Below are 25,589 nucleotides of genomic sequence, written 5' to 3' on the forward strand. Positions count from 1 at the left end.
GTGATCGCCCTCTCTCTCGCCGAGATCGCCTCAGTCGTCGGCGGGCAGACACACGACATACCGGATCCGTCGGTCCAGGTCACCGGACGGGTCGTCAGAGACTCCCGTGAGGTGGAGCCAGGCAGCCTCTTCGTCGCCTTCGTGGGCGAGCGCGTGGACGGCCACGACTTCGCGGCGAGCGTCGTCGAGGCGGGCGCGGCGGCCGTGCTGGCGTCACGGCCCGTCGGCGTGCCCGCGATCGTCGTGGACGACGTCCAGACGGCCCTGGGCGCCCTCGCACGCCATGTCGTCGAACGGCTCGGCGCGACCCTCGTGGCCCTCACCGGCTCCGCGGGCAAGACCAGCACCAAGGACCTGATCGCCCAGGTGCTGCAGCGCAAGGCGCCGACGGTCTTCACGCCGGGCTCGCTCAACAACGAGATCGGGCTGCCGCTCACGGCCCTCAGCGCCACCGAGGAGACCCGGTTCCTGGTCCTGGAGATGGGGGCCCGCGGCATCGGCCACATCCGGTACCTCACGGATCTGACGCCCCCTAAGGTCGGCCTCGTCCTGAACGTCGGCACCGCCCACATCGGCGAGTTCGGCGGCCGCGAACAAATCGCCCAGGCCAAGGGCGAGTTGGTGGAGGGCCTGCCCCCGGCGGACGCGGGCGGCGTCGCGATCCTGAACGCCGACGATCCCCTCGTACGAGCCATGGCCTCGCGGACGAAAGCACGCGTGATCCTCTTCGGAGAGTCCGGCGAAGCGGACGTACGGGCCGAGAACGTGACGCTCATGGAGAGCGGACAGCCCGCGTTCAGCCTTCACACACCCTCCGGGTGCAGCGACGTGACCATGCGCCTGTACGGTGAGCACCACGTGTCGAACGCGCTCGCCGCGGCCGCCGTCGCCCATGAGCTGGGCATGTCCGCAGACGAGATCGCCACCGCGCTCTCCGAGGCGGGCTCCCTCTCCCGCTGGCGCATGGAGGTCACCGAGCGCCTGGACGGCGTGACGGTCGTCAACGACGCCTACAACGCGAACCCCGAGTCCATGCGAGCCGCCCTGCGCGCGCTCGCGGCCATGGGCAAGGGGCGGCGGACCTGGGCGGTGCTCGGTCAGATGGCCGAGCTCGGGGACGAGGCGCTCGCCGAGCACGACGCGGTCGGACGGCTCGCCGTCCGGCTCAATGTCGGCAAGCTCGTCGCGGTCGGGGGCAGGGAAGCGTCCTGGCTGCAACTGGGCGCATATAACGAGGGTTCGTGGGGTGAGGAGTCGGTGCACGTGTCCGACACACAGGCGGCGATCGACCTGTTGCGCAGTCAACTGCGCCCGGGAGACGTCGTACTCGTGAAGGCGTCCCGTTCGGTCGGCCTGGAGCGGGTCGCAGAGGCGCTGGTCGAGGGCACCGAGGGTGAGGTTGCCGTCCGATGAATCAGATCCTCTTCGCGGGAGTCATCGGCCTCTTCCTGACTCTCGTGGGCACTCCCATGCTGATCAAGCTGCTGGCCCGCAAGGGCTACGGCCAGTACATCCGCGACGACGGCCCGCGCGAGCACCACGCCAAGCGCGGTACGCCGACCATGGGTGGCATCGCCTTCATCCTGGCCACGCTCCTGGCGTACTTCCTCAGCAAGGTGATCACCGGCCAGCCGCCGAGATTCTCCGGAGTGCTGGTGCTCGGCCTGATGACGGGCATGGGCCTGGTCGGCTTCCTCGACGACTACATCAAGATCGTCAAGCGCCGGTCGCTCGGTCTGCGGGCCAAGGCGAAGATGGCCGGCCAGCTGATCGTCGGTGTCTCCTTCGCGGTGCTCTCGCTGCAGTTCCCGGACAACCTCAACAACACCCCGGCCTCCACCAAGCTCTCCTTCGTGCAGGACTTCGGCTGGTCCATCGGCCCGGTGCTGTTCGTGGTCTGGGCGCTGTTCATGATCCTCGCGATGTCGAACGGCGTGAACCTCACCGACGGCCTGGACGGCCTCGCCACCGGTGCCTCCGTGATGGTCTTCGGCGCGTACACCTTCATCGGTGTCTGGCAGTTCCAGGAGTCCTGCGCCAACGCGCAGACCCTCACCAACCCGGCCGCCTGTTACGAGGTACGGGATCCGCTCGACCTCGCCGTCGTCGCCGCGGCCCTGATGGGCGCCTGCTTCGGCTTCCTGTGGTGGAACACCTCGCCCGCCAAGATCTTCATGGGTGACACCGGTTCGCTGGCCCTCGGCGGCGCGCTCGCCGGCCTCGCGATCTGCTCCCGCACCGAGCTGCTCGTCGCGCTGCTCGGCGGTCTCTTCGTCCTGATCACCATGTCGGTCGTCATCCAGGTCGGCTCGTTCCGCCTCACCGGCAAGCGCGTCTTCCGAATGGCACCACTCCAGCACCACTTCGAACTCAAGGGGTGGTCCGAGGTCCTTGTGGTGGTCCGCTTCTGGATCATCCAGGGCATGTGCGTGATCGTCGGACTCGGCCTCTTCTACGCGGGATGGGCAGCCCAGAAGTGACGACCGCCCTCGACTGGCAGAGCATGAACATCACCGTCGCCGGTCTCGGCGTGAGCGGCATCAGCGCCGCCCGCGCCCTGGCCGGCCTCGGCGCGTCGGTCACGGTCGTCGACGGGGGCTCCTCGGAGGCCCACCGCGAGCGGGCCGCCTCCCTTGAGGGGGAAGGGATTTCGGTACGTCTCGCGGACGCCGAGACGCTTCCCGAGGGCACCGACCTCGTGGTCACGTCGCCGGGCTGGAAGCCGACCAGCCCCCTCTTCCAGGCCGCCGCCGAGGCGGGCGTGGACGTCGTCGGCGACGTGGAGATCGCCTGGCGCCTGCGGGGCCCAGACGCCGCCCCCTGGCTCGCCATCACGGGCACCAACGGCAAGACCACCACGACCCGGATGCTCGCCTCGATCCTGGCCGCCGCGGGCCTTCGTACGGCCGCCGTGGGCAACATCGGCACCCCGATCGTCGACGTGGTCCAGGAAGGCGACGACGCCTACGACGTACTGGCCGTCGAGCTGTCCAGCTACCAGCTCCACTGGGCGCCCTCGCTGCGCGCCCACTCCGCCGCCGTCCTGAACCTCGCCCCGGACCACCTCGACTGGCACGGCTCCATGGAGGCGTACGCCGCCGACAAGGGGCGTATCTACGAGGGCAATCGGGTCGCCTGCGTCTACAACACGGCCGACAAGGCGACCGAGGACCTGGTGCGCGGGGCGGACGTCGAGGAGGGCTGCCGGGCGGTCGGCTTCACCCTCGGCACCCCGGGCCCGTCCCAACTCGGCGTCGTGGAGGGCATCCTGGTCGACCGCGCCTTCGTCGAGGACCGGCACAAGCAGGCCCAGGAACTCGCCGAGGTCGCGGACGTCAGCCCGCCCGCCCCGCACAACATCGCCAACGCCCTTGCGGCGGCGGCCCTGGCCCGCGCCTTCGGAGTGCCCGCCGCGGCCGTACGGGACGGGCTGCGGGCCTTCAAGCCCGACGCCCACCGCATCCAGCACGTGGCCGACGTGGACCGGGTCGCCTACATCGACGACTCCAAGGCCACCAACACGCATGCGGCGGAAGCCTCTTTGGCGGCGTACGAGTCGATCGTGTGGATCGCCGGCGGGCTCGCCAAGGGCGCGACCTTCGACGAGCTGGTCGCCAAGTCGGCAAAGCGACTGCGGGGCGTCGTCCTGTTCGGCGCCGACCGGGCCCTCATCCGTGAAGCGCTCGCGCGACACGCGCCGGAAGTACCCGTGGTCGACCTCGACCGGACAGACACTGGGGCGATGCTCGCGGCGGTCCGTGAGGCCGCACGGCTCTCCGAGCCGGGAGACACTGTCCTACTGGCGCCGGCCTGTGCGTCCATGGACATGTTCACCAACTACAACAAGCGCGGCGACGCTTTCGCGGAGGCGGTTCGCGAACTCGGCGCCGTCGACGGCTGACCCGGGTCCGCCTCGCCCGGCGGCGCCGGGCACACCTGGGAGGGACGCGTGACACGGATCCGGCTGGGGCTTCGTCGGTGGCTTTCTGCCGGTGGCACGGCACTGTGCCGGCCCGTCCCGCCCCCAGGGCCCGAACGGTCCGGGGAGATTTCGGGCGTACGGCCCGGGGAGATCACCGGCGGGGCGCCCTCCCACGGCATGGCAGGTGCCGCCGATGTCCAGTAGCCGTACGGGGCGTCCTCCCGTCCAGCGCGCCCCCCGCCGGCCCGCCGGCCCCCGCCCCCCTCGCGACAACCCCGTAGGACGCCTCTACACGCGCGTACGCCGTGCCTGGGACCGGCCGCTGACCGCCTACTACCTGATCCTCGGCGGCAGCCTCCTGATCACCGTCCTCGGACTGGTGATGGTGTACTCCGCCTCGCAGATCACCGCGCTCCAGCTTTCGCTGCCCGGGTCGTACTTCTTCCGCAAGCAGTTCCTCGCCGCCGTGCTCGGCGGTCTGCTGCTGCTCGCCGCCTCGCGGATGCCGTCCAAGCTGCACCGGGCGCTGGCCTACCCGATGCTGCTCGGCTCCGTCTTCCTGATGATCCTCGTCCAGGTGCCGGGGATAGGAGTCGCGGTCAACGGCAACCAGAACTGGATCTCGGTCGGCGGCCCCTTCCAGCTCCAGCCCAGCGAGTTCGGCAAGCTCGCCCTCGTCCTGTGGGGAGCCGACCTGCTCGCCCGCAAACAGGACAAGCGGCTGCTGACGCAGTGGAAGCACATGCTGGTGCCGCTCGTTCCGGTGGCCTTCATGCTGCTCGGGCTGATCATGCTCGGCGGCGACATGGGTACGGCGATCATCCTCACCGCGATCCTGTTCGGGCTGCTGTGGCTCGCGGGGGCGCCCACACGGCTCTTCGGGGGCGTGCTCGCGGTCGCCCTGACCATCGGCTTCATCCTCATCAAGACCAGCCCGAACCGCATGGCCCGCCTCTCCTGCCTGGGAGCCACCGAACCCCAGTCGGGCCCCGTCGACTGCTGGCAGGCCGTGCACGGCATCTACGCCCTCGCCTCCGGCGGGCTGTTCGGCTCCGGCCTCGGCGCCAGTGTGGAGAAATGGGGGCAACTGCCCGAAGCCCACACCGACTTCATCTTCGCCATCACCGGTGAGGAACTGGGCCTCGCGGGGACGCTGTCGGTACTCGCACTCTTCGCGGCTCTAGGCTATGCGGGTATCCGCGTGGCCGGACGCACGGAGGACCCCTTCGTGAGGTATGCCGCGGGAGGCGTGACCACCTGGATCACGGCCCAGGCCGTGATCAACATCGGTGCGGTGCTCGGGCTGCTGCCGATCGCCGGCGTCCCTCTCCCGCTGTTCTCCTACGGGGGATCCGCCCTGCTTCCGACCATGTTCGCCATCGGGCTCCTGATCGCCTTCGCGCGGGAGGATCCCGCTGCGCGGGCGGCGCTTGCGATGCGGCAACCCCGCTTTGGCAGAAAGCGGGCTGCGGTGAGAGGCTCCGCAGGGGCCGCGGGGCCTCGGAGATGGAACACGATGCGACGGCGCGCCGCGGCGCGTTCGTCCGGAGAGCGGTGAATTTCGGTGCATGTCGTACTCGCCGGTGGGGGGACCGCCGGCCACATCGAGCCCGCGCTCGCCCTCGCGGACGCCCTGCGCAGGCAGGACCCGACCGTGGGTATCACGGCCCTGGGCACGGAGCGCGGACTCGAGACCCGACTCGTACCAGAGCGAGGCTATGAACTCGCGCTGATCCCCGCGGTGCCGCTGCCGCGCAAGCCCACCCCCGAGCTGATCACCGTCCCCGGACGGCTGCGTGGCACGATCAAGGCGGCCGAGCAGATCCTGGAACGCACCAAGGCCGACGCGGTCGTCGGCTTCGGCGGCTATGTCGCCCTGCCCGCCTACCTCGCGGCCAAGCGCCTCGGCGTCCCGATCGTCATCCACGAGGCCAACGCCCGCCCGGGCCTGGCCAACAAGATCGGCTCGCGGTACGCGGCCCAGGTCGCCGTCTCCACCCCCGACAGCAAGCTCCGTGGCGCCCGTTACATCGGCATCCCGCTGCGCCGCTCGATCGCCACACTCGACCGGGCCGCCGTACGCCCGCAGGCACGCGCCGCGTTCGGGCTCGACCCCGCCCTGCCGACCCTGCTGGTCTCCGGCGGCTCGCAGGGCGCCCGCCGCCTCAACGAGGTGGTCCAGCAGGCCGCCCCGTACCTCCAGCAGGCCGGGATCCAGATCCTGCACGCGGTCGGCCCGAAGAACGAACTGCCGCAGGTCCACCAGATGCCGGGGATGCCCCCGTACATCCCGGTACCGTACGTGGACCGGATGGACCTCGCGTACGCCGCGGCCGACATGATGCTCTGCCGCGCGGGCGCGATGACCGTCGCCGAACTCTCCGCCGTCGGGCTCCCCGCCGTCTATGTCCCGCTGCCCATCGGCAACGGCGAACAGCGGCTCAACGCCCAGCCGGTGGTCAAGGCCGGCGGCGGACTGCTGATCGACGACGCGGAACTGACGCCGCAGTGGGTGCAGAGCAACGTCCTGCCCGTGCTCGCCGATCCGCACCGGCTGTTCGAGATGTCCCGCGCCGCCTCCGAGTTCGGCCGCCGGGACGCCGACGACCTGCTCGTCGGGATGGTGTACGAGGCGATCGCGTCACGCCGTTAGCGCGTGGCAGAAGGCAGGGGAGCGTGGCCGGACCGACCACCGCCGAACGCGGCGAACGGCAAGCCCGACAGGATCCGGACTCCGGCCCGCCCCGGCCACCTCTTCTCAAGAGGCTCCCGAAGCCTCGTAGGCTCATCATTTTGGTTGTCTGTCTCGCGTTGCTCGCCGCGGGCTGTCTCTGGGTGCTCTACGGCTCGCAGTGGCTGCGCGTCGAGCGCGTATCGGCTTCGGGGACACGGGTTCTGACACCCGATCAGGTCGTCGAGGCGGCCGATGTTCCGGTCGGATCGCCGTTGATTTCAGTCGACACCGATGTGATTGAGGCGAGACTGCGCCGGAAATTGCCCCGAATTGACTCGGTTGACGTCGTCCGTTCCTGGCCCCATGGAATCGGGCTGAAAGTGATCGAACGCACTCCGGTTCTCGTTGCCGAAAAGGGCGGAAAGTTCATCGAAGTGGACGCCAAGGGAGTGCGATATGCCACCGTTTCGCGCGCCCCGAAGGGCGTTCCCGCACTGGAATTGACGGTCTCCCGGTCCGCGGGCCTGCGCCGCTTCGGGACCGACCGGCTGATGCGTGAGGCGGTACGCGTCGCGGGTTCCCTTCCGGCCGCGGTCGCGCGTGACACCCGGACCGTCAAGGTCCGTTCGTACGACTCCATCTCGCTGGAGTTGAGCGGCAACCGGACCGTCCTGTGGGGAAGTGGCGAGAAGAGCGGCGTCAAGGCCCGTACGCTCAGCGCTCTCATGAAAGCCGCTCCAGAGGCCCGGCACTTCGATGTCAGCGTTCCCACCGCCCCTGCGTCATCGGGGAGTTGACGCACATCCGCGCAGGCCAGCACCCTGGTTGGGCAGCGCTACGGCTGATCACATAGGGTGAAAAGAAAAACGGGAGGTTCGGCGTGTTCGTTGAACGTGCGCCACTTGTCGACTTAGTGTCCTGTTCGGAAGAGTCCAAGGAACAGACACACTGGTAACCCTAAACTTCAGCGTTAGGGTTCGGGTCGGCGTTCGGACCGTCCCATTCGGCATCAGTCGTCGGATCGCGAACGTGCGAGGCGGCGACACGTAACTCGAGGCGAGAGGCCTTCGACGTGGCAGCACCGCAGAACTACCTCGCAGTCATCAAAGTCATCGGTGTCGGCGGCGGTGGTGTCAATGCCATCAACCGGATGATCGAGGTCGGTCTCAAGGGTGTCGAGTTCATCGCCATCAACACCGACGCCCAGGCGCTGTTGATGAGCGACGCCGACGTCAAGCTCGACGTCGGCCGCGAACTCACCCGCGGACTCGGCGCCGGAGCCAACCCGGCCGTCGGCCGCAAGGCGGCGGAGGACCACCGCGAGGAGATCGAGGAGGTCCTCAAGGGGGCCGACATGGTCTTCGTGACAGCCGGCGAGGGCGGCGGCACCGGCACCGGCGGCGCACCCGTCGTGGCCAACATCGCCCGCTCGCTCGGCGCGCTCACCATCGGCGTGGTCACGCGTCCGTTCACCTTCGAGGGACGGCGCCGCGCCAACCAGGCCGAGGACGGCATCGCGGAACTCCGCGAAGAGGTCGACACCCTCATCGTCATCCCCAACGACCGGCTGCTGTCCATCTCGGACCGCCAGGTCTCGGTCCTCGACGCCTTCAAGTCGGCGGACCAGGTCCTGCTCTCCGGTGTTCAGGGCATCACCGACCTCATCACCACGCCCGGTCTGATCAACCTCGACTTCGCCGACGTCAAGTCCGTGATGTCCGAGGCGGGTTCGGCGCTCATGGGCATCGGCTCGGCCCGCGGCGACGACCGCGCGGTGGCCGCGGCCGAGATGGCGATCTCCTCGCCCCTCCTGGAGGCGTCCATCGACGGCGCCCGAGGCGTGCTGCTCTCCATCTCCGGCGGCTCCGACCTCGGCCTGTTCGAGATCAACGAGGCCGCCCAGCTGGTGAGCGAGGCCGCGCACCCCGAGGCCAACATCATCTTCGGCGCGGTCATCGACGACGCGCTCGGCGACGAGGTCCGGGTCACCGTCATCGCGGCCGGCTTCGACGGCGGACAGCCCCCGTCCAAGCGGGACACCGTGCTCGGCTCGTCCTCCGCCAAGCGCGACGAGCCCACACCGGCCCGGTCGGGCGACAGCCGCCCGTCCTTCGGCTCGCTGGGCAGCGTCACGCCGAAGGAGGCCCCGGAGCCGACTCCGGAGCCCGTGAGCAACGAACTGCCGTCGGTCTCCCCGCCGGTCCCGCCGTCGCGCACGTACTCGGACAGCGCGGCCGAAGAGCTGGACGTGCCGGACTTCCTCAAGTGATAGGACAGCGCTCCGTAGTGGGCACTGCGAGCGGCGCGCACTTCGCCTTCACCGACCGGTGGGGCGGGGTGAGCGCCGTTCCGTACGAGGAGCTCAATCTCGGCGGTGCGGTCGGCGACGACCCCGACTCCGTACGCGCCAACCGGGAGCTGGCCGCCAAGTCGCTCGGCCTCGACCCCGATCTGGTCGTCTGGATGAACCAGGTGCACGGGCCCGATGTCGCCGTCGTCGACGAGCCGTGGGGAGACCGTCCGGTGCCGCGGGTGGACGCCGTGGTCACCAGGCGCCGGGGCCTCGCGCTCGCGGTGCTCACCGCGGACTGCACGCCCGTACTGCTCGCCGACCCCGTCGCCGGTGTCGTGGCCGGTGCCCACGCGGGACGGCCCGGCATGGTCGCCGGCGTCGTGCCCGCCGCGGTCGCGGCCATGGTCGAACTCGGCGCCGAGCCCGCCCGGATCGTCGCCCGCACCGGCCCCGCCGTCTGCGGTCGCTGCTACGAAGTACCGGACACGATGCGCGCCGAGGTCGCCGCCGTCGAGCCCGCGGCGTACGCCGAGACGAGTTGGGGCACGCCGGCGGTCGACGTGACCGCGGGGGTGCACGCGCAACTGGAGCGGCTCGGGGTGCGCGACCGGGAGCAGTCGCCGGTGTGCACGCTGGAGTCCGATGATCACTTCTCGTACCGCCGGGACCGCACCACGGGGCGGCTCGCGGGCTATGTGTGGCTGGACTGATGGGGCATGACGGACCGTAAGGCTCAACTCGCCGGAAACCTGGCGAAAGTGGAAGAGCGCATTGCGGCGGCGTGTGTGGCCGCCGGGCGCAAGCGCGAAGAAGTGACCCTGATCGTGGTCACCAAGACCTATCCGGCCGACGATGTGCGGATCCTGTCGGAACTCGGTGTGCGCCACGTCGCCGAGAACCGCGACCAGGACGCGGCGCCCAAGGCCGCGGCCTGCTCCGATCTGCCCCTCTCCTGGCACTTTGTCGGTCAGTTGCAGACCAACAAGGTGCGTTCCGTGGTCGGTTACGCGGATGTCGTGCAGTCCGTCGACCGGGCCCGGCTCGTCACCGCCCTGTCGAAGGAGGCGGTGCGGCGGGAGCGCGAGCTGGGGTGCCTCATCCAGGTCGCGCTCGATGCCGAAGAGACTGGACGGGGGGAGCGTGGTGGTGTAGGGAGCGGTGATATCGAGGAGTTGGCCGGCTTCGTGGCCGAGGCTCCGGGGCTGAGGCTCGACGGACTGATGACCGTCGCCCCGCTCTCCGGACCGTACGCCGGGCGTGAACTGGCGGCGTTCGAGCGGCTGATGGATTTGTCGACTGACCTGCGCAGCGCCCATCCGGCTGCGAACATGGTCTCGGCAGGGATGAGTGCGGACCTCGAACAGGCCGTGGCGGCCGGAGCGACACATGTGCGCGTCGGTACTGCGGTACTCGGAGTCCGCCCCAGGCTCGGGTAACGTCGCCAAGAAGTCGGACCACAGCAGAAAATATGGTCATTACCACCATAGGTGGGCATAACGACCTCGTGGATCGCGGGCACTTGGCAATAGTCAGCCGATCCACCACAGAGCGGAGGACTCAGAGCATGGCCGGCGCGATGCGCAAGATGGCGGTCTACCTCGGCCTCGTGGAGGACGATGGGTACGACGGCAGGGGCTTCGACCCCGACGACGACTTCGAGCCCGAGCTTGACCCGGAGCCCGAGCGGGACCGCCGACGGCACGAGCCGTCGCATCAATCACACCAGCCGCATCAGTCCCAACGGGACGAATCGGTACGAGTGGTGCAACCGCCCGTACAGCGCGATCCCGTGTCACATTCCGCTTCGCTCACCGCGGAATCAGGGCGTCCGGCGCGTATCGCCCCCGTGGCGTCCATCACACAAGAACGTCAAAGCCTGGAGAAGAACGCACCGGTGATCATGCCCAAGGTCGTGTCGGAACGAGAGCCGTACAGGATCACCACACTGCACCCCCGGACCTACAACGAGGCCCGTACCATCGGGGAACACTTCCGTGAGGGCACCCCGGTGATCATGAATCTGACTGAGATGGATGACACAGACGCGAAGCGACTTGTCGACTTTGCGGCCGGTTTGGTGTTTGGTCTTCACGGGAGCATCGAGCGGGTGACGCAGAAGGTGTTCCTGTTGTCGCCTGCTAACGTCGATGTCACGGCGGAGGACAAGGCTCGCATCGCAGAGGGCGGGTTCTTCAACCAGAGCTGAGACGCAGGACCGGACAAGGCACGGAAACAGGGGAGAGGGAAGCACGGATCATGAGCGTGGTTGCGCAGGTTCTCTACGTCGCGCTGATGTGTTTCCTCATCGTGCTGATCTTCCGGCTGGTCATGGACTACGTCTTCCAGTTCGCCCGCTCATGGCAACCCGGCAAGGCGATGGTGGTCGTTCTGGAGGCCACCTACACTGTCACTGATCCACCGCTCAAGCTTCTGCGGCGGTTCATTCCGCCGCTGCGTCTCGGGGGCGTGGCGCTCGACCTGTCCTTCTTCGTACTGATGATCATCGTCTACATCCTGATCTCCGTTGTGAGCCGGCTGTGAACGATACGGTCTTGCCGAACGCCGACGATGCCGACGACTACGTTGAGGTGAAGAGATGCCGTTGACCCCCGAGGACGTGCGGAACAAGCAGTTCACGACCGTCCGCCTCCGAGAAGGCTATGACGAGGACGAGGTCGATGCCTTCCTCGATGAGGTCGAAGCCGAACTGACCCGCCTGCTCCGCGAGAACGAGGACCTGCGCGCCAAGCTGGCCGCCGCCACACGCGCCGCCGCGCAGAACCAGCAGCAGGGCATGCGCAAGCCGCCCGAACAGCAGGATCCGCAGCAACAACAGGGTCCGCCGCAGGGTATGCGCGGTCCCGGCGCTCCCGTGCCCGCCGGCATATCGGGTCCGCCGCAGCAGCAGATGGGCGGCCCCATGGGCGGCCCGCCCCAGCTGCCGAGCGGTGCGCCGCAGCTGCCCGCGGGCCCCAGTGCCCAGGGTGGCCAGCAGGGTCCCGGCCCGATGGGTCAGGGTCCGATGGGCCAGGGCCCCATGGGTCAGGGTCCCGGTCAGATGCAGCAGCAGATGCAGGGTCAGATGCAGCAGCAGATGCCCCAGCAGATGGGCGGCCCGATGGGCGGTCCCATGGGTGGACCGATGGGCGGTCACGGTGGCCCACAGATGGGTCAGCCCGGTCAGGGCCCCGGTGGCGACAGCGCCGCCCGTGTCCTCTCGCTGGCGCAGCAGACCGCCGACCAGGCGATCGCCGAGGCCCGTTCCGAGGCCAACAAGATCGTCGGCGAGGCCCGCAGCCGCGCCGAGGGTCTGGAGCGCGACGCCCGTGCCAAGGCCGACGCTCTTGAGCGGGACGCGCAGGAGAAGCACCGCGTGGCGATGGGCTCCCTGGAGTCCGCTCGCGCCACGCTGGAGCGCAAGGTCGAGGACCTGCGCGGCTTCGAGCGCGAGTACCGCACGCGTCTGAAGTCCTACCTGGAGTCGCAGCTGCGTCAGCTGGAGACCCAGGCCGACGACTCGCTGGCTCCGCCGCGTGCTCCGGCCGCCGCGTCGCTTCCGTCGTCGCCGAGCCCGTCCATGGCTCCGGCCGGGGCGAGCGCGCCGTCCTACGGTGGCCAGCAGATGGGTGGCCCGGCTCCGGCCCCGCCGTCCTACGGTGGTCAGCAGCAGATGTCGCCGGCCATGACCCAGCCGATGGCGCCGGTCCGGCCGCAGGGCCCCTCGCCCATGCAGCAGGCGCCCTCGCCGATGCGTGGCTTCCTGATCGACGAGGACGACAACTGACGGCCTCCCGTACGCCTTAGGCGTCGGCAGCGTTCAGGGCGGAGCCCCGGATAACCATCCGGGGCTCCGCCCTTTTGCGTGGGCGTCTGCGGCCCCTTCGCCTCCGCGCGTGGGCGTGCGTTCGTTCGGAGGACGCGGGCAGCTGTACGCGGGCACGCAACGCCGAAGGCCCGGTCCCGCCAAGATCTTTGGCGGGACCGGGCCTTCGAGGCTGTCGCTACGCCTTGCGGAGGCGGAACGTCAGCGACAGGGACTCGTCCGTGAACGGGGCGCCGTACGTGTCGTCCGTCTCACCCTGGCCGCTGTGCTCATTCAAGAAGGCCGTGGCGAGGACCTCGTCGGCGATGAGGGCGGAGTGCTCGGAGAGCGCCGCGATCACCTTCGGGTCCGTGGACGTCCAGCGCAGGGCGATCCGGTCGGCCACGTCCAGGCCGCTGTTCTTGCGGGCCTCCTGGATCAGGCGGATCGCGTCACGGGCCAGGCCGGCCTGACGCAGTTCCTCGGTGATCTCCAGGTCCAGGGCGACCGTCGCACCGGAGTCCGAGGCGACGGACCAGCCCTCGCGCGGGGTCTCCGTGATGATCACCTCGTCCGGGGCGAGCGTGATGGTCTCGCCGTCGACCTCCACCGACGCCGTGCCCTCGCGCAGGGCCAGGGACAGCGCGGCCGCGTCGGCCTCGGCGACGGCCTTGGCCACCGCCTGGACGCCCTTGCCGAACCGCTTGCCCAGCGCGCGGAAGTTGGCCTTGGCGGTCGTGTCGACCAGCGAGCCGCCCACCTCGGAGAGCGAGGCCAGCGAGCTCACGTTCAGCTCCTCCGTGATCTGCGCGTGCAGTTCACGGTCGAGGGACCCGAACCCGGTCGCTGCCACCAGCGCGCGGGACAGCGGCTGACGCGTCTTCACACCCGACTCCGCGCGCGTGGCACGGCCCAGCTCCACGAGACGGCGTACGAGCACCATCTGCATGGACAGCTCCGGGTCGATGACGGACAGGTCCGCCTCCGGCCAGGACGTCAGGTGTACGGACTCGGGGGCGCCCGGCGTCACGGGCACCACCAGGTCCTGCCAGACCCGCTCGGTGATGAACGGGGTCAGCGGGGCCATCAGGCGCGTGACCGTCTCGACGACCTCGTGCAGGGTGCGCAGCGCAGCCTTGTCGCCCTGCCAGAAGCGGCGACGCGAGCGGCGTACGTACCAGTTGGACAGGTCGTCGACGAACGCCGAGAGGAGCTTGCCGGCGCGCTGGGTGTCGTACGCCTCCAGAGCCTGCGTCACCTGGTCGGTGAGCGCGTGGAGTTCGGAGAGGAGCCAGCGGTCGAGAACGGGCCTCTCCGCCGGGGCCGGATCGGCCTCGCTGGGCGCCCAGTTGGACGTGCGGGCGTACAGGGCCTGGAAGGCGACCGTGTTCCAGTACGTGAGGAGCGTCTTGCGGACGACCTCCTGGATGGTGCCGTGGCCGACGCGGCGGGCCGCCCAGGGGGAGCCGCCGGCCGCCATGAACCAACGGACCGCGTCCGCGCCGTGCTGGTCCATCAGCGGGATCGGCTGCAGGATGTTGCCCAGGTGCTTGGACATCTTGCGGCCGTCCTCGGCGAGGATGTGGCCCAGGCACACCACGTTCTCGTACGACGACTTGTCGAAGACGAGCGTGCCGACCGCCATCAGCGTGTAGAACCAGCCGCGGGTCTGGTCGATGGCCTCGCTGATGAACTGCGCCGGGTAGCGGGACTCGAAGAGCTCCTTGTTCTTGTACGGGTAGCCCCACTGCGCGAACGGCATCGAACCCGAGTCGTACCAGGCGTCGATGACCTCCGGCACGCGCGTGGCCGTCTTCTCGCACTGGGGGCAGGCGAAGGTGACCTCGTCGATGAACGGGCGGTGCGGGTCGAGGTCCGACTGGTCCGTGCCCGTCAGCTCGGAGAGCTCGGCGCGGGAGCCGACGACCGTGAGGTGGTCGTCCTCGCAGCGCCAGATCGGCAGCGGGGTGCCCCAGTAGCGGTTGCGGGACAGCGCCCAGTCGATGTTGTTGTTCAGCCAGTCGCCGTACCGGCCGGTCTTGACCGAGTCCGGGTACCAGTTGGTCTTCTCGTTCTCCTGGAGGAGGCGGTCCTTGATGGCCGTGGTGCGGATGTACCAGGACGGCTGCGCGTAGTAGAGGAGCGCGGTGTGGCAGCGCCAGCAGTGCGGGTAGCTGTGCTCGTACGGGATGTGCTTGAAGAGCAGGCCGCGCTGCTGGAGGTCCTCGGTGAGCTTCTCGTCGGCCTTCTTGAAGAAGACGCCGCCGACCAGGGGGACGTTCTCCTCGAACGTGCCGTCGGGGCGGACCGGGTTCACCACGGGCAGGCCGTACTCGCGGCAGACCTTGAGGTCTTCCTCACCGAAGGCGGGGGACTGGTGAACCAGACCCGTGCCGTCCTCGGTCGTGACGTACTCCGCGTTCACCACGTAGTGGGCGGGCTCGTCCTTCGGGAACTCGACCAGCTCGAACGGACGTTGGTACGTCCAGCGCTCCATCTCGGTGCCCGCGAAGGACTGGCCGGTGGTCTCCCAGCCCTCGCCGAGTGCCTTCTCGACGAGCGGCTCGGCGACGACGAGCTTCTCCTCGCCGTTCGTCGCGACGACGTAGGTGACCTCGGGGTGGGCGGCGACCGCGGTGTTGGACACCAGGGTCCACGGGGTCGTCGTCCACACCAGGAGCGCGGCCTCGCCCGCGAGGGGACCGGAGGTGAGCGGGAAACGGACGAACACCGAGGGGTCGACGACCGTCTCGTAGCCCTGCGCCAGCTCGTGGTCGGAGAGGCCCGTGCCGCAGCGCGGGCACCAGGGGGCGACGCGGTGGTCCTGGACCAGCAGGCCCTTGTTGAAGATCTCCTTGAGCGACCACCACACGGACTCGATGTACTCGGGGTCCATCGTGCGGTACGGGTCGTTCAGGTCGGTCCAGTAACCCATGCGGGTCGTGAGCTCTTCGAAGGCGTCGGTGTGGCGGGTCACGGACTCGCGGCACTTGGCGTTGAACTCGGCGATGCCGTACGCCTCGATGTCCTTCTTGCCGGTGAAGCCGAGCTCCTTCTCGACCGCCAGCTCCACGGGGAGGCCGTGGCAGTCCCAGCCGGCCTTGCGGGCCACGTGGTAGCCGCGCATGGTGCGGAAGCGCGGGAAGACGTCCTTGAAGACGCGCGCCTCGATGTGGTGGGCACCGGGCATGCCGTTGGCCGTGGGCGGGCCCTCGTAGAACACCCACTCCGGGCGGCCCTCGGACTGCTCCAGGGTCTTGGCGAAGATCTTCTGCTCGCGCCAGAAGTCGAGCACGGCGTGCTCGAGGGCGGACAGGTCGACCTGGGCGGGCACCTGGCGGTACTGCGGCTGTGTACTCGGCTGCGTATTCAACGAGCTTCCTCCGGCGGACTTTCTGCCTTCCGTCCGGAGGGACGAGAGCTGTGTTGTCACCTACGCCGTGTGCGGCGCGCTCCCGCGGTACCACCCTCCTTGGCTCTCCGCCGCTTCCTGCGCGCCGGTGAGCCCCCTCATTGGGGTCGCGATGCCGGGTCTACCGGCCGCTGCCTTTCGTGCCTCTCGGCTGCGGCTTTCTTCCGGCGGCTCCGGGGTGATCTTCACGTCGCGCCGGCCCCCGGGCTCGCACCGTCCCCGGGTCGCTCCTGGCTGCGTACGCCGCTACTCGTCCCCATCCACGCTTCTCGCTCCGCCCAGTGTACGGCGCCGGGCGGACAGCGGCCGACCGGTTTTCCCGGGCCCGTGGGCGAGGGGTGGCGGGGCGCCGGGGAGGCGTGCGGACTGACCCGAATGCCGAGGCGGCCGTGTTCGCATCCCGGGACGGCCGACTCGGCGGATTACCCGGCGGGGAGCTGGGCACAACGCTTGCAGGCTCGCCGCGCGGTACGGGCGGGGCGGGCGAATCGGGCGGCGTGCCCCGTTGCCGCGGGACTCAAGTCGATTTATCGTCCCAGCACGATTCGCGAGCAAGATCACAATATGTGAAGGGGCCGCGGCCATGGTGGCGAAGAAGACCGCCGTACAGCAGTCGGCATCCGGCAGATCCATGGGGGCGGAGCGTTCCGAGAAGGGCGCGGCGAAGCAGGGCGAGGCCAAGAAGACGGTCGGCGGCACGAAGACGGCCGGCAGGAAAACGGCCACCAGGAAAGCTGCCGCCAAGAAGTCGGTCACTACGAAAGTCGCCACCAAGGAGTCGGCCACCAAGAAAGTGGCTGCTTCGAAGAGGGCCGGTGCGGGGGCGGCCGTCTCGAGGAAGACGGTCGCGGCAGCGACCTCCACGGAGGGGGCGGTCGCCGAAACGGCCGCTACGAAGAGGGCCGGTACCAAGAAGGCCTCCACCAAGAAGGCGGCTGCCAAGGCGGTTCCTGCGAAGAAGGCCGCCAAGAGGAGTGCCGCCGGCAAGGGGGCGGGCGAGGCGGGCGTCTCCGCCGCCGAGCCCTCGCAGAAGGCGGGCAGGAAGGGCACACGTACGGCCAAGAAGGCGGTCGCTACCGCGGCCGAGGGTGCGGCGGAGGCCGCGAAGACGACGGGAGCCACGACGGTGGTAGCGAAGAAGACTCCTGGCACGGCCACGGCGGCGAAGAAGACCACCGCGGTCCCCAAGGCGCGGATCGCCGCGGCGGAGCCCGGCGAGCTCGCGGTACGCCCCGGTGAGAACCCCTGGACCCCCGAGGAGGTCGCGGAGGCACGCACGGGGCTGATGTCGGAGGCCCTGCGGCTGCGCGCCGAGATCACGCACTCCGAGGAATCCCTGGCGGGTCTGATGCGTGACTCCGGGGACGGCGCGGGCGACGACCAGGCCGACACCGGTACCAAGAACATCACGCGCGAGAGCGAGATGGCGCTCGCGGCCAACGCCAGGGAGATGCTGGAGCAGGACGAGCGCGCCCTCGAACGCCTGGACGCGGGCACCTACGGGCTCTGCGAGAGCTGTGGCAACCCCATCGGGAAGGCCCGTATGCAGGCCTTCCCGCGTGCCACCCTGTGCGTCGAGTGCAAGCAGAAGCAGGAGCGCCGTTACTGATCGGCCAATGATCCGATACTGATCGGCCCGGTGCGCCTCCTGAGCACATGGGCGCGGTGGGCCGTGCCGTACTCTCGTCCTCAGTCAGGCACCTAGGTTGAGGGACTCACGTGGCAGAGGCGGAGCGGATCATCGGTACGCCGGATATCCCGGAGGCGGCTGGCGCCGAGCCGGAGCAGACCGACCAGAGCGCGGCGGCGGGCGAGCGGTCCGATGCCCAGGGGGCGCAGGACCCGGCCGGGAGCCAGGGCTCCGACTCCGGTTCCGAGGAAGCGGCGGCCCCGGCCGAGCCCTCCAGGGGCAGGCGCCGGATCGCCGTGCTGTTCACGGTCGCCGTCCTCGCGTACGCGCTGGACCTGATCAGCAAGATGATCGTGGTCGCGAAGCTGGAGCACCACGAGCCGATCGAGATCATCGGGGACTGGCTGAGGTTCGAGGCGATCCGCAACGCGGGCGCGGCCTTCGGTATCGGCGAGGCCTTCACCGTCATCTTCACGGTGATCGCCGCGGCCGTGATCGTGGTGATCGCCCGGCTCGCCCGCAAGCTCTACAGCCTTCCCTGGGCGATCGCGCTCGGCCTGCTGCTCGGCGGTGCGCTCGGCAACCTCACCGACCGGATCTTCCGTGCGCCGGGCGTCTTCGAGGGCGCGGTCGTCGACTTCATCGCGCCCAAGCACTTCGCGGTCTTCAACCTCGCCGACTCCGCGATCGTCTGCGGCGGCATCCTGATCGTGCTGCTGTCCTTCCGCGGGCTCGACCCGGACGGCACCGTCCACAAGGACTGAAGGCCGGCCCGCGGGGCTTTCGGGGGCACTGTTGTTCGGGCTCTGGTCAGGGGTGTCGGACCTGTCCGGCATACTCGACGGGTGAGCACCAGTCCCGAGATCCGTAACCTGCCCGTGCCCGACGGCCTGGAGGGCGAGCGTGTCGACGCCGCCATCTCCCGCATGTTCGGCTTCTCCCGCACGAAGGCCGCCGAGCTTGCCGCGGCGGGGAAGGTCACGGTCGACGGCTCGGTGGTCGGTAAGTCCGAGCGGGTCCACGGAGGCGCCTGGCTCGAGGTCGAGATGCCGCAGGCGCCCGCGCCCGTGCAGATCGTCGCCGAGCCCGTCGAGGGCATGGAGATCGTGCACGACGACGACGACGTGGTCGTGATCGTCAAGCCGGTCGGCGTCGCCGCGCATCCCAGCCCCGGCTGGTCGGGGCCGACCGTCATCGGCGGGCTCGCCGCCGCCGGATACCGGATCTCCACCTCGGGCGCCTCGGAGCGCCAGGGCATCGTGCACCGCCTGGACGTGGGCACCTCGGGCCTGATGGTGGTCGCCAAGTCGGAGTACGCGTACACGTCGCTGAAGCGCCAGTTCAAGGAGCGCACGGTCGACAAGCGTTACCACGCGCTCGTCCAGGGCCACCCGGACCCGACCAGCGGCACGATCGACGCCCCCATCGGCCGGCACCCGAACCATGACTACAAGTGGGCGGTCACGGCCGAGGGCAAGCCCTCCGTGACGCACTACGACCTGATCGAGGCGTTCCGCGCGGCCTCGCTGCTCGACATCAAGCTGGAGACCGGGCGCACGCACCAGATCCGCGTCCACATGTCGGCCCACCGGCACCCCTGCGTCGGTGACCTGACGTACGGCGCGGACCCGACGCTCGCCAAGCGGCTCGGGCTCACCCGGCAGTGGCTGCAGGCCGTGAAGCTCGGCTTCGAGCACCCCGGGGACGGCCAGTGGGTCGAGTTCGAGAGCGGCTACGCCGAGGACCTGCAGCAGGCGCTGGACCGCGTCCGGGAGGAAAGCTACGCATGAGCCCGTCGTCCTACGTGGTGCGCGTGGCCGAGGACCCCGCCGACCGTGAGGCCTGCTTCGCGGTGCGCAAGGAGGTCTTCGTCGTCGAGCAGGGGGTCCCTGAGGACCTCGAGTACGACGCGTACGACGCCGATGCCGTGCATGTTCTCGCTGTGCGCGAGGACGGGCTGCCGTTCGGTGCGGGGCGGTTGCTGTACGGCGAGGTGGCGGCCGCCAAGACCGGTGGTGAGCCCGGTGTCGGGTCGCTGGGGCGGCTCGCCGTCCTCAAGGCCGCGCGTGGGCTCGGTGTCGGGGTCGCGCTCGTGCGGGGCATCGAGGACGCGGCACGCGCGCGTGGGCTGACGGCGGTGGATCTGCACGCGCAGACCCATGCGCTCGGGTTTTATGAGCGGTTGGGGTATGTGGCTTACGGGCCGGAGTTCTTCGATGCGGGGATATCGCATCTGGCGATGCGACGGAGTCTTTAGGGCGGCAGAGGTTCCGGTTGCGATTCTGGCTGCGGGCCGGTGGGGGCTGGTCGCGCCCACGCGGCGGAGCCGCATATGTACGCAGCCCCGCGCCCCTAAAAGCAAAAGACTGCGCAGTTCCCCGCGCCCCTTATAGGGGCGCGTCTGTTGCTCGGCGTTTGAAATGACGGGCGGGTTCAGTGGCACGCTTGGGGTCTGGTTGTTCTTGATCGTCTAGACCCAGTCCGGAGCGCTGACCGTGGATCAGTTGGCCCTGTTGTTCGTGATGTTGCTCGGGGCTGTGCTGAGCGTCCCGTTGGGGGACCGCCTCGGGCTTCCCTCCCCGGTGCTGATGACGCTGCTCGGTATCGTGCTGGCCGTCCTCGACTTCGTACCGAACGTGGATATTCCGCCCGAGCTGATTCTGCCCGCGCTGCTTCCACCGCTGCTGTACGCCGCCGTACGACGTACCTCCTGGCGGCAGTTCACGGCCAACAAACGGCCGATCTTCCTGCTCGCCGTGGCGCTGGTGTTCGTCACGACCGCCGTGGTGGCCGTGGTCGCCCACGCGATCGTGCCCGGGCTGCCGATCGCCGCCGCCGTGGCGCTCGGTGCGCTGGTGGCGCCGCCCGACCCGGTCGCGGCGACCGCCGTCGCGGGCAAGCTCGGGCTGCCGCGCCGGCTGGTGTCGATCCTGGAGGGCGAGGGGCTGTTCAACGACGTGACGGCCATCGTGCTGTACCACGTCGCCATCGCGGCCGCCGTCAGCGGCACCTTCTCGCTGCCGAGTGCCGCGCTCGACTTCCTGCTGTCCGCCGTCGTCGCCGTGGCGATGGGTTTCGGGCTCGGTTGGGGCACGAACCGGCTGATGGACTACCTCGGGGACCCGACGCTGCAGATCGGGCTGACCCTGATCGTGCCGTACGCCTCGTACGTGCTGGCCGAGGAGCTGCACGGCTCCGGGGTGCTGGCGGTGCTCACCACGGCGTTGTTCCTGGCGGAGTACGCGAACGACGCCGACGACGTGATGACGAGGCTCGCCGGGCACACGTTCTGGGACATCGTCGACACGCTGGTCACCGGGGTGGCGTTCGGGCTCATCGGGCTCGAACTGCACAACGCGATCAGGACGGCGTCGGGGCGGTGGGAGGAGATGCTCGGGTGGGCCGCCGCGATCGTGGGGGTCGTCGTGTTCGTACGGCTGGCGTATCTGCTCCCCGCGACCTGGCTGACGAAGCGGTTGCACGCGAAGCGGGACCACGACGAGGACATTCCGACGAGTTGGCGGGAGACCGTCGTCATGTGGTGGGCCGGGATGCGAGGAGTGGCCTCGGTCGCCCTCGCGTTGGCCATTCCGCTGGAGACGGACAGCGGGGCGCCGTTTCCCGACCGGGACGAGATGGTGTTCATCGCGTTCGGGGTGATCATGGCGACGCTCGTGGTGCAGGGGCTGAGTCTGCCGTGGCTGGTCCGGAAGCTGGGGGTACGGGCCGACACGGATCGGGAGCAGGAGTTCGAGAAGGCGCTGGCCCTGCGGGCGGCGAAGGCGGCGAAGCGGCGGCTGCGGGAGATCGAGGAGGTCGAGGAGCTGCCGGACGAGCTGTCCGAGCAGTTGCTGCGGCGGGCCTTCGACATCGGGTTCCGGATCAGTCCCGACATGGGGGAGGACGAGCGGCGGGAGGGGCACGAGCATCGGGTTCGGCGGATCAAGCGGGTTCGGCGGATTCAGGGGGAGATGTTGTCGGCGGCTCGGCATGAGGTGTTGGCCGCGCGGAGTGAGGTCGGGGCCGATCCTGAGGTGGTGGATCGGGTGTTGCGGCATCTGGATGTGCGGAGCCTTCGGTGATCCTTTTTTGGGCTTTCCCGCACGCTCCGCCCGTTTCAACCTCGCCTGCAAGGTGCTGGTTTCTCGTGGGGGCTCGTGTTCGTCGGCGCGTGTGCGTTCGTTGGGGCTGAGCGCGCCGTTCCCCGCGCCCCTGTGTGGGCTTGCCGTCAGCCTCGGCCCGTTCGTGGCGGTTCCACCGCTCGGCCCCGTGTCGTTCGCGGGGGCCGGCCTTCGTTGCCGTTCGGGTGGGTGCCCGGGGGGAGGATCGCGTCGGCCGTGTTGACGCGGGGCAGGGCGTAGGGGTGGTGGGCGGTCAGCCAGCGGATCATCTGTTCGCGGACGGTGACGCGCACCGTCCAGATGTCGTCCGCGTCCTTCGCGGTGACCAGGGCGCGGACCTCCATGGTGCTGGGGGTGGCGTCGGTGACGGCGAGGCCGTAGTCGCGGCCGTCCCAGGCGGGGCACTCGCGGAGGATGTCGCGGAGCTTGTCGCGCATCTCCTCGACGGGCGCGCTGTGGTCCAGGTGGAAGAAGACCGTACCGGTCATCTGCACGCCGCCGCGGGACCAGTTCTCGAAGGGCTGGGACGTGAAGTACGAGACCGGCATGGTGAACCGGCGCTCGTCCCAGGTGCGTACGGTCAGGAAGGTGAGCGTGATCTCGTCGACCGTGCCCCACTCGCCGTTCACCACCACCGTGTCACCGAGTCGCACCATGTCGCCGAAGGCGATCTGTAGCCCCGCGAAGATGTTGCTGAGCGTGGACTGGGCCGCGACACCGGCGACGATGCCGAGGACGCCGGCCGAGGCGAGCAGCGAGGCGCCGGCCGCGCGCATCGGGGGGAACGTCAGCAGCATGGCGGCGACCGCGACCACACCGACGATCGCCGACACCACACGCTGGATCAGCGTCACCTGCGTACGGACTCGGCGGACGCGGGCCGGATCGCGGTGGGCGTTGGCGTAGCGGGAGTACGAGGAGTCGACGATCGCCGTCGCGATGCGGACCACGAGCCAGGCCGTGGAGCCGATGAGGACCAGCGTCAGGATCTGGCCGATCGCGGCGGAGTGATCGACGGCGATCTCGGCCTGGTCGTAGGACCCTCTCAGCAGCGCCGTGCACATCACGACCTGCAGTGGCAGGCGGCAGCGGCGCAGCAGGCCCCACAGAGGGACCCCCTGGTGGCGTTGGTCGGCACGCTTCAGCAGCAGGTCGGCGATCCAGCCGACCAGCAGCGTCAGTACGAGCGAGCCGCCGACGACGATCAGCGGGCGCAGCACGTTCTCCATGCCCTCGACCGTAACCGGACAGAGGCCGTCATGAACATGTGGTCTCGGCCCCATCGTCCGCCGGGCGCTGTTCTGCTCCTGTTCCGGCAGTCCCCGAGCCCGAGCCCGCGTCCGGCGGCCCGGTCCGGCCCAGCCAGGGCATTGTCGGTCCCGGCTGGCACCATGGGCTCATGAACATCATGCTCTTCCATTCGACCTACGGGCTGCGGCCCGCGGTGCGTGACGCGGCGGACCGGCTGCGCGCGGCGGGACACGAGGTGTGGACGCCCGATCTGTTCGACGGGCGCACCTTCGAGACCGTCGAGGAGGGCAGGGCCTTCAAGGACGAGCTCGGCAGGGAGGAACTGCTGAAGCGCGCGGTCATGGCTGCGGCTCCGTATTCGGACCGGGGGATCGTGTACGCCGGGTTCTCGCTCGGCGCGGCGACCGCCCAGACCCTCGCGCTCGGCGACAGCAAGGCCCGCGGGCTGCTGCTCCTGCACGGCACGTCCGACATCGCGCCGAACGCCTCGGTGGACGATCTGCCGGTCCAGCTGCACGTCGCGGAGCCGGACGCCTTCGAGCCCGACGACTGGCTGAGCGCCTGGTATCTCCAGATGGGGAGGGCGGGCGCCGACGTGGAGGTCTACAGATACGCGGGGGCCGGGCACCTCTACACCGACCCCGGTCTGCCGGACTACGACAAGGAGGCCGCCGAGGCCACCTGGCAGGTGGCGCTCGGCTTCCTCGACAGCCTGTAGCCCCGGCGGCGGACTTCATCCCGTCGGCGACGGACTCCGTCCCATTGGTGCCGGACTCCGTCCCGTTCGTGCCGGATCAGACCGGGTCGTACACCCGCTCCACCTTCTGCGTCCCGCTGCGCGTGCGGTACGAACGGGCCCAGGACGCCGTCGCGTTCGCGGATGTGCGGCTGGACAGCACGTAGTAGTCCATCTGCGCCCGCTCGGCCGTGAGGTCCAGGACGCCGTAGCCGTGGCGGTCGGTGTCGACCCAGTGGACGTGGCGGTTGGCGGCCCGGATCAGCGGTGAGGCGAGGGCGGAGACCGTGCCCTCCGGGACCTTGACGAGGTCGTCGAGGTTGTCGGAGGTCACCGACGTGACGACGAACTCGGTGGCGGCGGACGCCGACAGCGGATACGTACCGGCGTTGTACGGCACGTCGTTGGCCCAGGCCATGTGGATGTCTCCGGTGAGGAAGACCGTGTTGCGGATCGCGTTGTCCCGCAGGTGCGTGAGCAGTTCGCGGCGGTCGTCGGTGTAGCCGTCCCACTGGTCGGTGTTGAGGGCCAGGCCCTCCTTGGGCAGGCCGAGCAGCTCGGCGAGCGGTTTCAGGAGTTCGGCGGAGAGCGAGCCGAGGGCGAACGGCGCGATCATGACGGAGTTGCCGACCAGCCGCCAACTGGTGTCGGAGGACTTCAGGCCCGCCTTCAGCCAGTCGAGCTGGGCCCGGCCGGTGAGCGTACGGTCCGGGTCGTCCACCGAGCCGTTGCCGACCTTCACCTGCTGCGAGCGGTAGGAGCGCAGGTCGAGCAGCGAGAGGTCGGCCAGCTTGCCGAAGCGCAGCCGCCGGTAGGTGGTCCCCGCGATCGCGGGCCGCACGGGCATCCACTCGAAGTAGGCCTGCTTGGCGGCCGACTGACGCGCGGACCAGGCGCCCTCCGCGCCCTCGGTGTGGTTCTCGGCACCGCCCGACCAGGTGTCGTTGGCGAACTCGTGGTCGTCCCAGATCGCGATGACGGGGGCCGCGGCGTGCAGGGCCTGAAGGTCCGCGTCGGTCTTGTAACGGCCGTGCCGGGTGCGGTAGTCGGCGAGGCTGACTATCTCGTGCGTGGGGGCGTGCGGGCGTACGACGGTGTCGCGCGTCCCGTACTCGCCGGTGCCGTACTCGTAGATGTAGTCGCCCAGATGCAGCCAGGCGTCCAGGTCGCCGCGCGCGGCCAGGTGCCGGTAGGCGGCGAAGTAGCCGGCCTCCCAGTTGGCGCAGGACACCACGCCGAAGCGCATGCCGGTCACGGCCGCGTCATGGGCCGGGGCGGTGCGGGTGCGGGCGGCCGGCGAGTCCGTGCCACCGCTGGAGAAGCGGAACCAGTAGGCCGTGGCGGGCTTCAGACCGCGGATGTCGGCTTTGACGGTGTGGTCGGAGGCGGCGGTCGCGGTGGTGGAGCCCTTCGCGACGAGGTTCGTGAACGCCTTGTCCGTGGCCACCGTCCAGCCGACCTCGACATCGGGGCCGAGCCCGGAGCCGGGTGTCGCCGCGGCCGTGGGTGTCACCCGGGTCCACAGCAGGACGCCGTCCGGCAGCGGGTCTCCGGAGGCGACGCCGTGCAGGAAGGCGGGGGCCTCGGCGGCGCGGGCCGGTAGCACGGCGGCGAGCGGGGCCCCGAGCACGGCCGTGGCCGCGGCCGCCTTGACCACCGTACGGCGGCGCGGCGCGGGGGAGTTGGGGCTGGAGAGGGATCTGAGTCGACTGGTCACGGCCGATCAGATTACTGACGGGTAGCGCTTT

At 69.7% G+C, this 25,589-nt stretch carries 21 protein-coding genes; 18 read left to right on the forward strand and 3 right to left on the reverse strand.

Annotated features, from left to right (window positions below):
• From QF035_RS37720 to QF035_RS37775, 12 genes are all read left to right on the forward strand, one after another.
• Nucleotides 1–1,413 (forward strand): UDP-N-acetylmuramoyl-tripeptide--D-alanyl-D-alanine ligase, encoded by a 1,413-nt coding sequence (locus QF035_RS37720; RefSeq protein ID WP_307525425.1) that lies wholly within the window; start codon nt 1–3, stop codon nt 1,411–1,413.
• Entirely contained in the window at nt 1,410–2,480 is a 1,071-nt protein-coding gene (mraY, locus tag QF035_RS37725) for a phospho-N-acetylmuramoyl-pentapeptide-transferase (protein WP_055612094.1), read from the forward strand. Before QF035_RS37720 ends, mraY begins: the two co-directional genes overlap by 4 nt.
• The gene (murD, locus tag QF035_RS37730; RefSeq protein ID WP_307525428.1) at nt 2,462–3,901 is read left to right on the forward strand and encodes a UDP-N-acetylmuramoyl-L-alanine--D-glutamate ligase; all 1,440 of its coding nucleotides are present in this window, start codon (nt 2,462–2,464) and stop codon (nt 3,899–3,901) included. Before mraY ends, murD begins: the two co-directional genes overlap by 19 nt.
• A gap of 214 nt (nt 3,902–4,115) precedes the next feature.
• Nucleotides 4,116–5,480: a putative lipid II flippase FtsW gene (gene ftsW, locus QF035_RS37735; RefSeq protein ID WP_269650339.1), complete on the forward strand. Its 1,365-nt coding sequence runs from the start codon at nt 4,116–4,118 to the stop codon at nt 5,478–5,480.
• A gap of 6 nt (nt 5,481–5,486) precedes the next feature.
• Complete coding sequence (gene murG / locus QF035_RS37740) at nt 5,487–6,575, forward strand: undecaprenyldiphospho-muramoylpentapeptide beta-N-acetylglucosaminyltransferase (RefSeq protein ID WP_269650340.1); 1,089 nt, start codon at nt 5,487–5,489, stop codon at nt 6,573–6,575.
• 23 nt (nt 6,576–6,598) lie between these two features.
• On the forward strand, nt 6,599–7,393 hold the full coding sequence (locus tag QF035_RS37745) for a cell division protein FtsQ/DivIB (RefSeq protein ID WP_307525432.1): 795 nt from the start codon (nt 6,599–6,601) through the stop codon (nt 7,391–7,393).
• A 275-nt stretch (nt 7,394–7,668) separates the two neighbouring features.
• Entirely contained in the window at nt 7,669–8,865 is a 1,197-nt protein-coding gene (gene ftsZ, locus QF035_RS37750; protein ID WP_055612099.1) for a cell division protein FtsZ, read from the forward strand.
• Nucleotides 8,862–9,599: a peptidoglycan editing factor PgeF gene (gene pgeF, locus QF035_RS37755; RefSeq protein ID WP_307525434.1), complete on the forward strand. Its 738-nt coding sequence runs from the start codon at nt 8,862–8,864 to the stop codon at nt 9,597–9,599. The genes ftsZ and pgeF overlap by 4 nt, the downstream gene beginning before the upstream one ends.
• Before the next feature lie 6 nt (nt 9,600–9,605).
• Complete coding sequence (locus tag QF035_RS37760; protein WP_307525436.1) at nt 9,606–10,325, forward strand: YggS family pyridoxal phosphate-dependent enzyme; 720 nt, start codon at nt 9,606–9,608, stop codon at nt 10,323–10,325.
• A gap of 128 nt (nt 10,326–10,453) precedes the next feature.
• Complete coding sequence (locus tag QF035_RS37765; RefSeq protein WP_055612102.1) at nt 10,454–11,095, forward strand: cell division protein SepF; 642 nt, start codon at nt 10,454–10,456, stop codon at nt 11,093–11,095.
• Between the two features lie 50 nt (nt 11,096–11,145).
• Nucleotides 11,146–11,430 carry a YggT family protein gene (locus QF035_RS37770; protein ID WP_055612103.1) on the forward strand — a complete coding sequence of 95 codons (285 nt, stop codon included), beginning with the start codon at nt 11,146–11,148 and terminating at the stop codon, nt 11,428–11,430.
• 55 nt (nt 11,431–11,485) lie between these two features.
• Nucleotides 11,486–12,673 (forward strand): DivIVA domain-containing protein, encoded by a 1,188-nt coding sequence (locus QF035_RS37775; protein ID WP_055612104.1) that lies wholly within the window; start codon nt 11,486–11,488, stop codon nt 12,671–12,673.
• Nucleotides 12,674–12,890: 217 nt separating this feature from the next.
• Here QF035_RS37775 and ileS read toward each other — a convergent pair whose 3' ends face one another.
• Nucleotides 12,891–16,064, reverse strand: coding sequence for an isoleucine--tRNA ligase (gene ileS / locus QF035_RS37780; protein ID WP_307525440.1), 3,174 nt, complete (start codon nt 16,062–16,064; stop codon nt 12,891–12,893).
• Between the two features lie 622 nt (nt 16,065–16,686).
• On the opposite strand from ileS, the gene QF035_RS37785 reads away from it, so the two are divergent.
• The 5 genes from QF035_RS37785 to QF035_RS37805 all read left to right on the forward strand — a co-directional run bounded on the left by QF035_RS37785 (nt 16,687) and on the right by QF035_RS37805 (nt 21,815).
• On the forward strand, nt 16,687–17,712 hold the full coding sequence (locus tag QF035_RS37785; RefSeq protein WP_307525442.1) for a TraR/DksA family transcriptional regulator: 1,026 nt from the start codon (nt 16,687–16,689) through the stop codon (nt 17,710–17,712).
• 110 nt (nt 17,713–17,822) lie between these two features.
• A complete protein-coding gene (gene lspA / locus QF035_RS37790; protein ID WP_307525444.1) occupies nt 17,823–18,497 on the forward strand; it encodes a signal peptidase II in 675 nt (224 codons plus the stop codon).
• An 81-nt stretch (nt 18,498–18,578) separates the two neighbouring features.
• On the forward strand, nt 18,579–19,523 hold the full coding sequence (locus QF035_RS37795) for an RluA family pseudouridine synthase (protein ID WP_269650347.1): 945 nt from the start codon (nt 18,579–18,581) through the stop codon (nt 19,521–19,523).
• A complete protein-coding gene (locus QF035_RS37800; protein WP_307525447.1) occupies nt 19,520–19,990 on the forward strand; it encodes a GNAT family N-acetyltransferase in 471 nt (156 codons plus the stop codon). Before QF035_RS37795 ends, QF035_RS37800 begins: the two co-directional genes overlap by 4 nt.
• Nucleotides 19,991–20,228: 238 nt before the next feature.
• Nucleotides 20,229–21,815 carry a Na+/H+ antiporter gene (locus QF035_RS37805; protein WP_307525449.1) on the forward strand — a complete coding sequence of 529 codons (1,587 nt, stop codon included), beginning with the start codon at nt 20,229–20,231 and terminating at the stop codon, nt 21,813–21,815.
• 146 nt (nt 21,816–21,961) lie between these two features.
• Here QF035_RS37805 and QF035_RS37810 read toward each other — a convergent pair whose 3' ends face one another.
• A complete protein-coding gene (locus QF035_RS37810) occupies nt 21,962–23,083 on the reverse strand; it encodes a mechanosensitive ion channel family protein (protein WP_307525451.1) in 1,122 nt (373 codons plus the stop codon).
• Nucleotides 23,084–23,253: 170 nt separating this feature from the next.
• Here QF035_RS37810 and QF035_RS37815 point away from each other — a divergent pair, with 170 nt between their 5' ends.
• A complete protein-coding gene (locus QF035_RS37815) occupies nt 23,254–23,823 on the forward strand; it encodes a dienelactone hydrolase family protein (protein WP_307525453.1) in 570 nt (189 codons plus the stop codon).
• A gap of 76 nt (nt 23,824–23,899) precedes the next feature.
• Here QF035_RS37815 and QF035_RS37820 read toward each other — a convergent pair whose 3' ends face one another.
• The gene (locus QF035_RS37820; RefSeq protein ID WP_307525455.1) at nt 23,900–25,558 is read right to left on the reverse strand and encodes an alkaline phosphatase D family protein; all 1,659 of its coding nucleotides are present in this window, start codon (nt 25,556–25,558) and stop codon (nt 23,900–23,902) included.
• Nucleotides 25,559–25,589 lie beyond the last annotated feature (31 nt).

This window comes from Streptomyces umbrinus, from assembly GCF_030817415.1.
GTDB classification, from domain to species: Bacteria; Actinomycetota; Actinomycetes; order Streptomycetales; family Streptomycetaceae; genus Streptomyces; species Streptomyces umbrinus_A.

What these genes read in the sequence shown, in the direction of transcription:
- QF035_RS37800 (WP_307525447.1), top strand. Translation starts at nt 19,520, where the DNA reads ATGAGCCCGTCGTCCTACGTGGTGCGCGTGGCCGAGGACCCCGCCGAC.
- QF035_RS37775 (WP_055612104.1), top strand. Translation starts at nt 11,486, where the DNA reads ATGCCGTTGACCCCCGAGGACGTGCGGAACAAGCAGTTCACGACCGTC.
- QF035_RS37810 (WP_307525451.1), bottom strand. Translation starts at nt 23,083, where the DNA reads ATGGAGAACGTGCTGCGCCCGCTGATCGTCGTCGGCGGCTCGCTCGTA.
- murD (WP_307525428.1), top strand. Translation starts at nt 2,462, where the DNA reads ATGGGCAGCCCAGAAGTGACGACCGCCCTCGACTGGCAGAGCATGAAC.
- QF035_RS37815 (WP_307525453.1), top strand. Translation starts at nt 23,254, where the DNA reads ATGAACATCATGCTCTTCCATTCGACCTACGGGCTGCGGCCCGCGGTG.
- QF035_RS37770 (WP_055612103.1), top strand. Translation starts at nt 11,146, where the DNA reads ATGAGCGTGGTTGCGCAGGTTCTCTACGTCGCGCTGATGTGTTTCCTC.
- mraY (WP_055612094.1), top strand. Translation starts at nt 1,410, where the DNA reads ATGAATCAGATCCTCTTCGCGGGAGTCATCGGCCTCTTCCTGACTCTC.
- QF035_RS37765 (WP_055612102.1), top strand. Translation starts at nt 10,454, where the DNA reads ATGGCCGGCGCGATGCGCAAGATGGCGGTCTACCTCGGCCTCGTGGAG.
- QF035_RS37760 (WP_307525436.1), top strand. Translation starts at nt 9,606, where the DNA reads ATGACGGACCGTAAGGCTCAACTCGCCGGAAACCTGGCGAAAGTGGAA.
- QF035_RS37785 (WP_307525442.1), top strand. Translation starts at nt 16,687, where the DNA reads ATGGTGGCGAAGAAGACCGCCGTACAGCAGTCGGCATCCGGCAGATCC.
- ftsW (WP_269650339.1), top strand. Translation starts at nt 4,116, where the DNA reads ATGTCCAGTAGCCGTACGGGGCGTCCTCCCGTCCAGCGCGCCCCCCGC.